Origin of the sequence: Streptomyces sp. NPDC059355 (genome assembly GCF_042752335.1) — a bacterium.
Lineage (GTDB): Bacteria > Actinomycetota > Actinomycetes > Streptomycetales > Streptomycetaceae > Streptomyces.
This window is the reverse complement of the sequence record NZ_JBHYXN010000003.1, coordinates 148115-161509: the sequence shown is the minus strand read 5'-3', so window position 1 is coordinate 161509 and position 13395 is coordinate 148115. Positions and strand designations below refer to the sequence as shown.

The window sequence follows — 13395 nt, the reverse complement described above, 5'->3', positions numbered from 1 at the left end:
TTCAGCGCGTTTTCGGCCACTCCCTGGCCGCTTTCTGCCCTCTTTTCGCCATATCCCGGCCACCTGATGGCTGGGTTTGGCTGATCGCACCTAGTGGTAACGATCCGACACTTTGGCCTGGCCAACCCTTGACGCGTTCTTCACCTGGGATGAAAACTGCCGTTCATCGGTCGGCATTGTCGAACACCTACCGGCAATACGCGTTAGGCTGTGGCAAGGCCAAGGACCGGTGAACCACTCACCGAGTGCGCGGACCACCGGACGGGACCCGGTGTCCGCCCACCCCTGCAAGACAAAGGAGTCGCGGGTGTCCACCTCCGACATCTTCATCGGCGAGACCATCGGTACCGCCCTGCTCACCCTGCTCGGCGGTGGCGTCTGCGCCGCCGTCACGCTCAAGAGCTCCAAGGCACGGAACGCAGGCTGGCTCTCGATCACGTTCGGCTGGGGCTTCGCCGTTCTGATCGCCGCCTACGTTGCCGCCCCGCTCTCCGGCGCGCACCTCAACCCGGCGGTCACCGTCGGCCTGGCCATCAAGAACGGCGACTGGAGCAACGTTCCGGTCTACTTCGCCGGCCAGCTCCTCGGCGCCATGCTCGGCGCGGTCCTCATGTGGGTCACCTACTACGGCCAGTTCCGCGTGCACCTCGCGGACCCGGAGCACATCCGTGACGCCACGCTCGGCCCCGAGGACCCGCACCCGCACGACCAGGCCGGTCCGGTGCTCGGTGTCTTCTCCACCGGCCCCGAGATCCGCAACGTCGTCCAGAACCTCACGACCGAGATCATCGGCACGGCCGTCCTGGTCCTGGCGATCCTGACCCAGGGCCTGCAGGACAACGGCAAGGGCCTCGGCGTCATCGGCGTCCTGATCACCTCCTTCGTCGTCGTCGGCATCGGCCTCTCGCTCGGCGGTCCGACCGGCTACGCCATCAACCCGGTCCGCGACCTCGGCCCGCGCATCGTCCACGCCCTGCTGCCGCTTCCCAACAAGGGCGGCTCCGACTGGGGATACTCCTGGATCCCGGTGGTCGGCCCGCTCGTCGGTGCCGCCCTCGCCGGTGGTCTGTACAACCTCGCGTTCGCCTGATCAGCCTCGGCACGTTTCGCAAGATCCGCACCGCCCCTGATTCCGCCTACCCAGACCTGCCAGGAGCAGCCACATGACCAGCAGCACCGGCCCCTTCATCGCCGCGATCGACCAGGGCACCACCTCCTCCCGCTGCATCGTCTTCGACCGCGACGGCCGCATCGTCGCCGTCGACCAGAAGGAGCACGAGCAGATCTTCCCGAAGCCGGGCTGGGTCGAGCACGACGCCACCGAGATCTGGACCAACGTCCAGGAGGTCGTCGCCGGCGCCATCGCCAAGGCCGAGATCACCGCCGCCGACGTCAAGGCCGTCGGCATCACCAACCAGCGCGAGACCACCGTCCTGTGGGACAAGAACACCGGCCTGCCGGTGCACAACGCGCTGGTCTGGCAGGACACCCGCACCGACGCCCTCTGCAAGGAGCTCGGCCGCAACGTCGGCCAGGACCGCTTCCGCCGCGAGACCGGCCTGCCGCTGGCGAGCTACTTCGCCGGCCCGAAGGCCCGCTGGCTGCTCGACAACGTCGAGGGCCTGCGCGAGCGCGCCGCAGCCGGTGACATCCTCTTCGGCACCATGGACTCCTGGGTCATCTGGAACCTCACCGGTGGCGCCGAGGGCGGTGTGCACGTCACCGACGTCACCAACGCCTCGCGCACCATGCTGATGAACCTGCACACCCTGGAGTGGGACCCGAAGATCGCGGAGTCGATGGAGGTCCCGACCGACATCCTCCCCGAGATCAAGTCCTCCGCCGAGGTCTACGGCCACGTCAAGGAAGGCGTCCTCGCCGGTGTCCCCGTCGCCTCGGCGCTCGGTGACCAGCAGGCCGCCCTCTTCGGCCAGACCTGCTTCGCCGAGGGCGAGGCCAAGTCCACGTACGGCACCGGCACGTTCATGCTGATGAACACCGGCGACAAGGTCATCAACTCCTACAGCGGCCTGCTGACCACGGTCGGCTACAAGATCGGCGACCAGAAGCCGGTCTACGCGCTGGAGGGCTCCATCGCCGTCACCGGCTCGCTCGTCCAGTGGATGCGCGACCAGATGGGCATGATCAAAACCGCGGCCGAGATCGAGACGCTCGCGCTCTCGGTCGAGGACAACGGCGGCGCCTACTTCGTGCCGGCCTTCTCCGGCCTGTTCGCCCCGTACTGGCGCTCCGACGCCCGCGGTGTGATCGCCGGCCTCACCCGGTACGTCACCAAGGCGCACATCGCCCGTGCCGTCCTGGAGGCCACCGCCTGGCAGACCCGCGAGATCACCGACGCCATGACCAAGGACTCGGGCGTCGAGCTCGCGGCCCTCAAGGTCGACGGCGGCATGACCTCCAACAACCTGCTGATGCAGACCCTCTCCGACTTCGTGGACGCCCCCGTGGTCCGTCCCATGGTCGCGGAGACCACCTGCCTCGGCGCCGCCTACGCCGCCGGCCTGGCCGTCGGCTTCTGGCCCGACACCGACGCCCTGCGCGCCAACTGGCGCCGCGCGGCGGAGTGGACCCCGCGGATGCCCGCCGAACAGCGGGACCGCGAGTACAAGAGCTGGCTCAAGGCCGTGGAGCGGTCCATGGGCTGGGTCGACGACGAAGACGCCAGCTGACCGCACCAGCTGAGTCAATCGACGAGGAGCTAAGAGAGATATGAGCAACCCGCAGAGCGTTCCCACGCTGGGTACGCACCCGACCGCCGGTTCCAACGCGAGCCGCGCCGAGACCCGTGAGCAGCTGGCCAAGGCCACGTACGACCTGCTGGTCATCGGCGGTGGAATCCTGGGCACCTCGGTGGCCTGGCACGCCGCGCAGTCGGGTCTGCGGGTCGCCATGGTGGACGCCGGCGACTTCGCCGGCGCCACCTCCTCGGCCTCCTCCAAGCTCGTCCACGGCGGTCTGCGCTACCTGCAGACCGGCGCGGTCAAGCTGGTCGCCGAGAACCACCACGAGCGCCGGGTGCTGGCCAAGGACGTGGCCCCGCACCTGGTCAACCCGCTCACCTTCTACCTGCCGGTCTACAAGGGCGGACCGGTCGGTGCGGCCAAGCTGGGCGCGGGCGTCTTCGCCTACTCCGCCCTCTCGGCCTTCGGCGACGGCATGGGCAAGGTCATATCCCCGGCCCGTGCCGCCGCCGACAACCCGGGTCTGAAGACGGACAACCTCAAGGCCGTCGCGGTCTACTACGACCACCAGATGAACGACTCCCGCGTCGCCGTCATGACGGTCCGCGCGGCCGTCGAGTCGGGCGCCGTCGTCCTCAACCACGCCGAGGTCACCGGCCTGCGCACGACGCGCGGCCGGGTCACCGGTGCCGAGCTCAAGGACCGCCTCGACGGCACCGAGTTCGGCGTCGACGCACGCGTCGTGCTCAACGCCACCGGCCCGTGGGTGGACCACCTGCGGCGCATGGAAGACAAGCACTCGATGCCGTCGATCCGCCTCTCCAAGGGCGCGCACATCGTCATGAAGCGCAAGTCGCCGTGGAAGGCCGCCATGGCCACCCCGATCGACAAGTACCGCATCACCTTCGCCCTCCCCTGGGAGGACCAGCTGCTGCTCGGCACCACCGACGAGGTGTACGAGGGCGACCCGGCGGACGTGCGCGCCACCGAGGCCGACATCCAGCAGATCCTGGACGAGGCGGCCTTCTCGGTGAAGGACGCCGACCTGGACCGCTCGCTGATGACGTACGCCTTCGCCGGCCTGCGGGTGCTGCCCGGCGGCCCCGGCGGCGTCGAGAAGGCCAAGCGCGAGACCGTCGTCTCCGAGGGCGCCGGCGGCATGCTGTCGGTGGCCGGCGGCAAGTGGACGACGTACCGGCACATCGGCCGCGTGGTCATGGACAAGCTGGCCAAGCTGCCCGGCAGCCCGCTCACCGACGACATGGAGCCGGTGAAGTCGCTCGTACGCCGCGTGCCGCTGCCCGGTGTCGCCAACCCGAACGCCGTCGCGCACCGCCTCCTGGTGGACCGCGAGCCCGGCACGCGGATGGACCCGCTCACCGCCCGCCACCTGGCCTCGCACTACGGCTCGCTGGCCTTCGACATCGCGCGCCTCGCGAACGAGGACCAGGCGCTGGCCGAGCGGATCCACCCGGACGGCCCGGAGATCTGGGCGCAGGTCGCCTACGCCCGTGACAACGAGTGGGCCGAGACGGTCGACGACGTGCTGCGCCGCCGCACCACGGTGACGGTCCGCGGCCTCGACGACGACTCCGTGCGCGCGCGGGTCCAGGAGATGCTGGGCCGCAAGGCATAGCTCGTACGCAGGTGGGGAAGAGGGGCGGTTCCGAGGGGAACCGCCCCTCTGTCGTGGGCTGTGGCCGGTGTCCCCTCAAGGCTTAGGCTGGCCCACGTACGCAAGGGAACTTCGGAAGGAGACCTGGGTGATCGAGCTTGAGGGCGTGCCCGAGCTGATCGACCCGGTCATGGTGGCCGCGTTCGAGGGCTGGAACGACGCGGGTGACGCGGCCTCCGGTGCGGTCGCGCACCTGGACCGGGAGTGGAAGGGCGAGGTCTTCGCGGCACTGGACGCCGAGGACTACTACGACTTCCAGGTCAACCGGCCGACGGTGTGGCTGGACAACGGGGTACGGAAGATCACATGGCCGACGACGAGGCTGTCGGTGGTGCGGATCGGCGGCGCGAAGCCGCGTGACCTCGTGCTCGTGCGGGGCATCGAACCGTCCATGCGGTGGCGGTCGTTCTGCAACGAGATCCTCGGCTTCGCGCACGAACTGGGCGTGGAGATGGTCGTGATCCTGGGCGCGCTGCTCGGGGACACCCCGCACACCCGGCCGGTGCCGGTCAGCGGGGTCACCTCGGACGCGGACCTGGCTCGGACGATGGACCTGGAGGAGACCAAGTACGAGGGACCGACGGGGATCGTGGGCATCCTGCAGGAGGCCTGCACCCACGCGGGCGTCCCCGCGGTCTCGCTGTGGGCGGCGGTGCCGCACTACGTCTCGCAGCCGCCGAACCCGAAGGCGACGCTGGCCCTGCTGAACCGGCTGGAGGACCTGATCGACATCCGGATCCCGCTGGGCGAACTCCCGGAGGACGCGCGGGCGTGGCAGCTCGGCGTGGACCAACTGGCCGCTGAGGACAGCGAGGTGGCGGAGTACGTCCAGACGCTGGAGGAGGCGCGGGACACGGCGGACCTGCCGGAGGCCTCGGGCGACGCCATCGCCCGGGAGTTCGAGCGGTACCTGCGCCGCCGTGACCCGGCGGCCCCCTCGGCCGAGCCGGGCGACGGCTCGTACCTGCGCGATACGAGCAGCGGCCTGACCCGCCCGCCCAAGCGCACGCCGGACCCCGAGCCGGGGGCCGACACCGAGCCCGGCGAGGATGACGCCCCCGAGGCGTAGCCGAAACCGCCGATGCCCCCCGACCGGACGGTCGGGGGGCATCGGCGGTTTCAACCGCGGTGCCTTACAGGGCCACGCCCAGGAGGGCGTCGACCGTGCGCGAGACCAGGCCCGGCGCGGACTCGTCGTCCCCGTCGGAGGCGTTCTGGGCGTCCGCCCAGCGGTCCACGGCCGCCAGGGCGGCCGGGGCGTCCAGGTCGTTCGCCAGGGCCTCGCGGACCTCCTCGACGAGGGCGTCGGCCGGGAGGCCGTCCGGGCGGGACACGGCCGCGCGCCAGCGCTCCAGGCGGGCCACCGCCTGCTCCAGGACCTCGTCCGTCCACTCCCAGTCGGCCCGGTAGTGGTGCGAGAGCAGCGCGAGGCGGATCGCCGCCGGATCCACCCCGGCGCGCCGCAGCGCGGAGACGAAGACCAGGTTGCCCTTCGACTTCGACATCTTCTCGCCGTGCAGCGCGACCATGCCCGCGTGCACGTAGGCCTTGGCCATCGGGAACTCGCCCGTCAGCACCTGCGCGTGCGAAGCGCCCATCTCGTGGTGCGGGAACACCAGGTCGGAGCCGCCGCCCTGGATGTCGAAGCCCATGCCCAGGTGGTCCAGGGCGATGGCGACGCACTCGATGTGCCAGCCGGGCCGGCCGCGGCCCAGCGAGCCGCCGTCCCAGCTCGGCTCGCCCGGACGGGCGGCCATCCACAGCATCGGGTCCAGCGGGTTCTTCTTGCCCGGGCGCTCCGGGTCGCCGCCGCGCTCCGCGGACAGCAGCCGCATCGCCTCGGCGTCGAGGTGGGAGACGGCGCCGAAGTTGGCGTCGGACTCCACCGAGAAGTAGACGTCGCCGTCCAGGTCGTACGCGGCGCCGGCCTCGCGCAGCCGCTCCACCAGCGGCACGATGCCCGGTATGGCCTCGACGGCGCCGATGTAGTGCTGCGGCGGCAGCATCCGCAGGGCGGTCATGTCCTCGCGGAAGAGGGCCGTCTCGCGCTCCGCGAGCTCGGTCCAGTCCTGGCCGTCGCGCAGTGCCCGCTCCAGCAGAGGATCGTCCACGTCCGTGACGTTCTGGACGTAGATGACCTGCCGCTTGGTGTCGAGCCACACGCGCTGTACGAGGTCGAACGCGTTGTAGGTCGCCGCGTGACCGATGTGGGTCGCGTCGTACGGAGTGATGCCGCAGACGTAGATACGGGCGACGGGACCGGGGGCGAGGGTGATCGTCCCCTGGGTCGCGGTGTCGTGGATCTGGAGGTCGCGGCCCTTGCCAGGAAGAGCGGGGACCTCAGAAGCGGGCCAGGCATGCATGTGTCGAGCCTAACCGGACGTGTGTTTCGAAAACGAACCGGACCTGCACTGTTGGCTTGATCGGCGGTCTTGTGGTCTGGCCGGATCTGTGCCAGAGCGGTGTCCGCCCCGACCGGCCTGCTCAGACGGGCGGCCAGGGGATCGCCGGCCACTGCCCGGACGGCTGGGGGTGCACTCCGGTGCGCAGCAGATCGGCCACCCGGTCCCGTACGGCGGCCAGCTCGACCGGGGTGATCAGTTCGGCCAGCCGGGTGGCGAGCGGCTCCCCGTCGGCCAGCCGGGCGGCCAGGGCGGTGAGCACCTCGCGCGCCTCGCCGGTCAGCGGTTCGCCCGCCCAGCCCCAGAGCAGGGTGCGCAGCTTGTCCTCGCGGTGGAAGGTCACGCCGTGGTCGATGCCGTAGAGCCGCCCGCCGGGTGCGGGCAGCAGGTGGCCGCCCTTGCGGTCGCCGTTGTTGATCACGGCGTCGAGGACGGCGAGCCGGCGCAGCCGCGGGTCGTCGGCGTGGACGAGCAGGGCGGTGCGGCCCTGTCCGACGTCGGCGAGGGCGACCGGCTTCCAGCCCTCCCCCGCCTCCTCGCCCTCGACGAGGGCCAGCAGGCCGCTGCCGTCGCCGCTCTCCCCGTCCGGGGACCTGTCCCCGGACGGGGGCCCGGCGTCCCCGGACGGGAGCCCGGCGTCCCCGGAAGCCCCGTCCCCGTTCCCGTCGCCCCCGGACTCGATCCACAGCTGGACCATGCCCTCGCCGTACGGTCCGTCGCGCAGCACGGTCGGCGGCACCAGGCCCCACCCCGTGGCCTCGGAGACCAGGTAGGCGGCGACCTCGCGCCGGGCCAGGTTCCCGTCCGGGAAGTCCCACAGCGGGCGCTCGCCCTTGACGGGCTTGTACACGCAGTCGGCGCTCACGCCCCCGTACGCCACCGTGCACAGCAGCACGGCGTTGGACGCCTCGCGGATCCGGCCGACGACCGTGAGCTCGCCCCGGGCGAGCAGCTCCTCAAGTTCCCCCGTGGCGCTCACGCCTGGCGCCGGTAGCCGTTCTGGCGCGGGCAGACGTGCCCCTCGGGGTCCAGCGGCAGGCTGCAGAGCGGGCACGGCGGCCGGCCCGCGTTGACCACGTCCAGGGCCCGCTTGGCGAAGGCCCGGGCCTGGGCGCCGGTGAGGCGGACCCGCAGCATCGGCGGGCCGTTCTCCTCGTCCTGGAGCAGTCGCTCCTCCGCTTCGGCGAGGTCCTCCTCCGAGTCGGCGTCGAGCTCCACCAGCGCCTGCGCCTCGACGATCATCCGCTGTTCCTCGCCGTCCCAGGCCAGGGCCATGGTGCCGACGCGGAACTCCTCGTCGACCGGGACGTCCAGCGGCGCGGTGTCGGCGGCCTCGGCGGGGGCGACGGCCGGGACCGGGGCGTTGCCCCCGGTGCGCCGTACGACCTCGTCCAGCAGCTCGTCCATCCGCTCGGCCAGCGCCGCGACCTGGGTCTTCTCCAGGGAGACGCTGGTGACGCGGGGGCCGGAGGAGGCCTGCAGGAAGAACGTACGGCGTCCCGGCAGGCCGACCGTGCCCGCCACGAAGCGGTCCGGCGGGTCGTAGAGGAACACCTGACGGGGCACGTCCAGTCTCCAAGTCTCGGTGGCGGGGGCGGTGCTGCACGGGTGCGGCGATTATTTGAGCCAGTCCACCCTACTGCGCCGTTCGATCAAGCCGCGCCCGCACCGCCCCCCACGACGGCGTTCCCGCCGTCCTCGGTCGCGCTCTCGAAGGTCAGCGTGTCCGCCGCGGCGGCGGCCGCGGCGTCCGGTGCCGGGGCGGGGCGCGGGGCGAGGGAGCCGAAGTCCCCGGTGTCGCCGAGCCGGAGCAGGAAGGGGCGCGTCGGCGTGTAGCGGACGGCCGTGACCGAGCAGGGGTCCACGTGGATGCGCTGGAAGAGGTCGAGGTGCATGCCCAGGGCGTCCGCGACGAGGGACTTGATGATGTCCCCGTGCGAGCACATCAGGAAGACGGCGTCGCTCCCGTGCTCCTCCTCGATCCGCGCGTTCCACTCCCGTACGGCGTCCACGGCGCGCGCCTGCATGGCGCGCATCGACTCCCCGCCGGGGAAGGCGGCGGCCGAGGGGTGCTGCTGGACGATCTTCATCAGGGGTTCGTCGGAGAGCTCCGAGAGCTTGCGGTTCGACCATTCCCCGTAATGGCATTCGCCGATCCGGTCGTCGGTGTGCAGCTCCAGTTCCGGGCGCGCGGCGAGCAGCGGGGCGAGGGTCTCCTTGCAGCGCTGGAGCGGGCTGGTGACGGCGGCGGCGAGCGGGACCGCGGCGAGCCGCTCGGGCAGCGCGGCCGCCTGCTCGGCGCCGCGCTCGTCAAGGGCCACTCCCGGCGTCCATCCGGCGAGCAGCCCTGCGGTGTTGGCGGTGGACCGCCCGTGTCGTACGAGGATCAGCGTGGCCATGGCGCTCAGCCTAAGGCGTGGCCGCTGCGTGCGGGCCGGGTGCGGGCGGGGGAGAATGCCGTCCGTGATAGTCGACTGCGCCATGTACCGGGACGGCCGCCGCTCTCCTGCGCCCGAGGATCTCTCGGACGCCCTCGACGAGGCGCGGGCCAGTGGGGACGCCTTCCTCTGGGTCGGCATGTACGAGCCGACGGAGGAGGAGTTCGAGCACGTCAGCAAGGAGTTCCGGCTGCACAGGCTGGCGGTGGAGGACGCGCTGACCGCGCACCAGCGCCCCAAGCTGGAGGTGTACGACGACTCGCTGTTCGTCGTCCTCAAGCCGGTCATGTACGACGACGACACCGACACGGTGACCACGGGCGAGCTGATGCTCTTCATCGGAGACTCCTTCGTGGTCACGGTCCGGCACGGCGAGGGAGCCGCGCTGCGCGCCGTACGCCACCGGCTGGAGCACGAGCCGGAGGTCCTGCGGCACGGTCCGACGGCGGTGCTGTACGCGGTGTCCGACGCGGTGGTCGACCACTACATCGAGGTCGCGGCCGAGCTCCAGGCCGACCTGGAGGAGGTGGAGGCGGACGTCTTCGCTCCGCAGGCCACGGACACCAAGAACACCGCCGCCCGGATCTACGGCTTCAAGCGGCAGGTGCTGGAGTTCCGCCGGGCGACGAGCCCGCTGCTCCAGCCGATGGACCGGCTGGCCTTCGGGAACGTGCCCTTCGTGCACGAGCACGCGCAGCCGTTCTTCCGCGACGTCGCCGACCACCTGACCAAGGCGAGCGAGTACATCGAGGGCCTGGACCGGCTGCTGTCGGACGCCCTGGCCGCGCACCTGGCGCAGATGGGCGTCCGGCAGAACGACGACATGCGCAAGATCTCGGCGTGGGCGGCGATGGCGGCCGTCCCGACGATGGTGGCGGGCATCTACGGGATGAACTTCGACCACATGTGGGAGCTGCGGCAGCCCTGGGGCTATCCGGTCGTGATCCTGGTGATGGTGGGCGCCTGTCTGGGCCTGCACCGCCTGTTCAAGACCCGCGGCTGGCTGTAGCCGGCAGCGGCGTCACGCGTACTCGGGCGTGGTCACCGGTACGCCGCCCAGCGCGTCGCGCCGCTCCGGCATGCGCAGGCCGATCATCCGGTGCCAGCCGGCGAACCGCTCGTACGCGTACGTCGCGCGGATCCCGGCGGCCAGCGCGGCCGCCTTGGGCGCGGGCCAGCGCAGCAGCCGGCCCATGTGGTCCATGACGGCGAGGCTCACGTCCCGGTAGATGGAGATCTCGGCGAGGGCGCTGTCGCGCAGCGCCCGCTGGACGGTCCGGCCGTGCCCCGCGCGGACGAGGCGGAGCAGCTCCTCGTGGCAGTAGGCGAGGTGGTTGTCCTCGTCGTGGCTGATCATGCGGACGGCCCTGCCGACCTCGGGGTGGTCCCCGAACCACCGGACGAGCATGAGCATCTGGTCGGCGGCGCGCTGCTCTGTGACCCGGCTGTGGGCGAGGTAGACGAGGATGTCCTCCTCGGTCAGCGGCTCGTCGCGGCGCAGCTTCTCGTGCGCGAGGCCGATGCCGCGCCGCTCCAGCAGCATGGTGTAGTCGGTCTCCGGCGGCACGGGGACGGGCGGCAGGCCGCGCTTGCGGAGCAGGGCGTTGAAGATCCGGCCGTGCTTGTCCTCGTCGGCGCCGTGCCGGGTGATCTTCGGCGCGAGCTCGCGCATGCCCCCGGGCACCAGCGCCGCGATCCGGGCGTTCTCCCAGCCGCCCTGGGACTCCCCGCTGGCGGCGATGGAGCAGAACAGCTGGAACGAGTCGTCATTGTCGACGATCTCCTGGAACAGGCTGCGGGCAGAGAGCATGCATCGAGTCAACGGCCGATCCGGGGGCCCGGCAACCGTGGGGTGGCGCCACTCGGCCGAATGAACGACGGGAAGGCGTGGGGGCGCGGGCGTAACCCGGAGGGCGCCGCCCGCGTTGTGCCTGTGTCGGCCGTGGCGGGGAAGACCCCCGAGCCCCCACCACGGCCGCAGAGGCCCCTCCCGGACTCACGCCAGGCCGGCGCGCTCCATGGCCTCCGTGCCGGCCCGCAGGGCGGTGATCCGCTCGTCCAGGGTGAAACCGGCCGGGGCGAGCGTGAGGGTGGTGACCCCGGCCTCGGCGTAGGCCCGCATCCCGTCCGCGATCCGCTCGACGGAGCCGAGCAGGGTGGTCGAGTCGATCAGGGAGTGCGGGACGGCCGCGGCCGCGCCCGTCTTGTCGCCCGCCAGGTACTTGTCCTGGATCTCGGCGGCTTCCTTCTCGTAGCCCATGCGCTGGGCGAGCTGGTTGTAGAAGTTCTGCTTCCGGCTGCCCATGCCGCCGACGTACAGGGCGGTGTACGGGCGGAACATGTCGGCCAGAGCGGTCACGTCCTCGCCGACGGCCAGCGGGACCGTCGGGCAGACGTCGAAGCCCTCCATGGTCAGTCCGGCCTTCTCGCGGCCCGCCCGGATGTGGGTGAGCGCGGTGGCTTCCAGGTGCTCGGCGGCGGGGAAGATGAGCAGGGCGCCGTCGGCGATCTCGCCGGTCTGCTCCAGGTTCTTGGGCCCGATGGCGGCGATGTAGAGCGGGATGTGCTCGCGCTCCGGGTGCACGGTGAGCTTGATCGGCTTGCCGGGGCCGCCGGGCAGCGGGAGGGTCCAGTGCTCGCCCTCGTAGCTGAGGCGCTCGCGGGTCATGGCCTTGCGGACGATCTCCACGTACTCGCGGGTGCGGGCGAGCGGCTTGTCGAACTTGACGCCGTACCAGCCCTCGGAGACCTGGGGGCCGGAGACGCCGAGGCCGAGCCGGAAGCGGCCCTTGGTGAGGGAGTCGAGGGTGGCGGCCGTCATGGCGGTCATCGCGGGCTGGCGGGCCGGGATCTGGAGGATCGCGGAGCCGACGTCGATGCGCTCGGTCTGGGCGGCGACCCAGGCGAGCACGGTCGGGGCGTCGGAGCCGTAGGCCTCCGCCGCCCAGCAGACGTCGTAGCCGAGGCGGTCCGCCTCCTGGGCCACGGCCAGGTTGTCGGCGTCCATGCCAGCGCCCCAGTAGCCGAGATTGATGCCGAGCCGCATGTGTCGTCCCCTTACGGTGTTGCCGGTTTACCGATCAGTAACGTACGTCTGCGGGGGACTGTAGCGCGCCAAGGCCTCCCGCGGCAGTGCCCCAGTAGTCTCAGCGGTCATGGAGCAGAGGCATCTCGGCCGCACCGGACTGCGCGTGTCCCGGATCGGCCTCGGCACCCTGACCTGGGGCCGTTCCGCGGAGGGTCCGGACGAGTCGGGCGCTGCCGAGCAGTTGAAGACGTTCTGGGAGGCGGGCGGGACGCTCGTCGACACCGCCGACGTGTACGGGGGCGGTGAGGCGGAGTACCTGCTGGGGCAGTTGATCGACGGGCTGGTCCCGCGCCGTGACCTGGTGATCGCGACGAAGTCGGGCTCGGTCCGGGCCGCCGACCGCCGGGTCGACGGATCGCGCGGGCACCTCCTGGCCGCGCTGGACGATTCGCTGTCCCGGCTCGGCACGGACCACGTCGACCTGTGGCAGGTGCACGCGTTCGACCCGACGACCCCGCTGGAGGAGACCCTCCAAGCGCTGGACCTGGCCGTGAGCAGCGGCCGGGCCCGGTACGCGGGGGTGGCCGGCTTCTCGGGCTGGCAGCTGGCGAAGGCGGCGACGTGGCAGCTGGCGGCGCCGGGGGCGCGGACGCGACTGGCATCGGCGCAGATGGAGTACTCGCTGCTCCAGCGGGGCGTGGAGCGCGAGGTCCTGCCCGCGGCCCTGGACCTGGGCGTCGGGCTGCTCCCCTCCTCCCCGCTGGGCCGCGGCGTCCTGACGGGCAAGTACCGGGACGGTACGACCCCGGCGGACTCCCGGGCCGCCTCCCCGACCATGGCCGGCTTCGTGGACCCGTACCTGGACGAGGCGGCGGGCGGCATCGTGGACGCGGTGGCCACGGCCGCCCAGGGGCTGGCGGTGACCCCGCTGCAGGTGGCTCTGGCCTGGATCCGGGACCGGCCCGGGGTGGTCGCGCCGATCGTGGGCGCGCGGACGTCCGCGCAGCTCAGCGAGGCGTTGTCGGTGGAGCCGCTTACTCTTCCGGAGGAGATCTGCCGGGCGCTGGACGATGTGTCGGCGCCCGTGCACCGCTACCCCGACCACGACTGGAGCACGCTGTGAGCACGGACCGCCAAGCCGCGCAAGCCG

Annotated in this window: 12 protein-coding genes; 6 read left to right on the top strand and 6 right to left on the bottom strand. The window is 71.7% G+C overall.

All coding sequences use genetic code 11. The annotated features are described in order from the left end of the window. Positions 1-307 precede the first annotated feature (307 nt). From ACFXGI_RS04395 to ACFXGI_RS04380, 4 genes are all read left to right on the top strand, one after another. A complete protein-coding gene (locus tag ACFXGI_RS04395; protein WP_384703087.1) occupies positions 308-1090 on the top strand; it encodes an MIP/aquaporin family protein in 783 nt (260 codons plus the stop codon). A gap of 73 nt (positions 1091-1163) precedes the next feature. Further along, positions 1164-2690, top strand: coding sequence for a glycerol kinase GlpK (gene glpK / locus ACFXGI_RS04390; RefSeq protein ID WP_384703084.1), 1527 nt, complete (start codon positions 1164-1166; stop codon positions 2688-2690). Positions 2691-2730: 40 nt separating this feature from the next. Beyond that, the gene (locus ACFXGI_RS04385; protein ID WP_384703081.1) at positions 2731-4338 is read left to right on the top strand and encodes an FAD-dependent oxidoreductase; all 1608 of its coding nucleotides are present in this window, start codon (positions 2731-2733) and stop codon (positions 4336-4338) included. Between the two features lie 127 nt (positions 4339-4465). After that, the gene (locus ACFXGI_RS04380) at positions 4466-5446 is read left to right on the top strand and encodes a PAC2 family protein (RefSeq protein ID WP_384703078.1); all 981 of its coding nucleotides are present in this window, start codon (positions 4466-4468) and stop codon (positions 5444-5446) included. 64 nt (positions 5447-5510) lie between these two features. Here the strand turns inward: ACFXGI_RS04380 and mshC are convergent, their stop codons facing one another. From mshC to ACFXGI_RS04360, 4 genes are all read right to left on the bottom strand, one after another. Continuing rightward, the gene (gene mshC / locus ACFXGI_RS04375) at positions 5511-6740 is read right to left on the bottom strand and encodes a cysteine--1-D-myo-inosityl 2-amino-2-deoxy-alpha-D-glucopyranoside ligase (RefSeq protein ID WP_384703075.1); all 1230 of its coding nucleotides are present in this window, start codon (positions 6738-6740) and stop codon (positions 5511-5513) included. A 121-nt stretch (positions 6741-6861) separates the two neighbouring features. Beyond that, entirely contained in the window at positions 6862-7791 is a 930-nt protein-coding gene (locus ACFXGI_RS04370; RefSeq protein ID WP_384703436.1) for an SCO1664 family protein, read from the bottom strand. Further along, the gene (locus ACFXGI_RS04365; RefSeq protein ID WP_030157160.1) at positions 7755-8345 is read right to left on the bottom strand and encodes a DUF3090 domain-containing protein; all 591 of its coding nucleotides are present in this window, start codon (positions 8343-8345) and stop codon (positions 7755-7757) included. The genes ACFXGI_RS04370 and ACFXGI_RS04365 overlap by 37 nt, the downstream gene beginning before the upstream one ends. 86 nt (positions 8346-8431) lie before the next feature. Then, positions 8432-9178 carry a histidine phosphatase family protein gene (locus ACFXGI_RS04360; RefSeq protein ID WP_384703072.1) on the bottom strand — a complete coding sequence of 249 codons (747 nt, stop codon included), beginning with the start codon at positions 9176-9178 and terminating at the stop codon, positions 8432-8434. Between the two features lie 55 nt (positions 9179-9233). On the opposite strand from ACFXGI_RS04360, the gene ACFXGI_RS04355 reads away from it, so the two are divergent. Further along, positions 9234-10226 carry a magnesium and cobalt transport protein CorA gene (locus ACFXGI_RS04355; protein ID WP_384703069.1) on the top strand — a complete coding sequence of 331 codons (993 nt, stop codon included), beginning with the start codon at positions 9234-9236 and terminating at the stop codon, positions 10224-10226. A gap of 12 nt (positions 10227-10238) precedes the next feature. Here the strand turns inward: ACFXGI_RS04355 and ACFXGI_RS04350 are convergent, their stop codons facing one another. Together ACFXGI_RS04350 and ACFXGI_RS04345 are read right to left on the bottom strand one after the other, a co-directional pair. Next, entirely contained in the window at positions 10239-11027 is a 789-nt protein-coding gene (locus ACFXGI_RS04350) for a ferritin-like domain-containing protein (protein ID WP_384703067.1), read from the bottom strand. 186 nt (positions 11028-11213) lie between these two features. Further along, complete coding sequence (locus tag ACFXGI_RS04345) at positions 11214-12263, bottom strand: LLM class F420-dependent oxidoreductase (RefSeq protein ID WP_030860312.1); 1050 nt, start codon at positions 12261-12263, stop codon at positions 11214-11216. Between the two features lie 109 nt (positions 12264-12372). Here ACFXGI_RS04345 and ACFXGI_RS04340 point away from each other — a divergent pair, with 109 nt between their 5' ends. Beyond that, complete coding sequence (locus ACFXGI_RS04340) at positions 12373-13368, top strand: aldo/keto reductase (RefSeq protein ID WP_384703064.1); 996 nt, start codon at positions 12373-12375, stop codon at positions 13366-13368. The last annotated feature ends 27 nt before the right edge of the window (positions 13369-13395 follow it).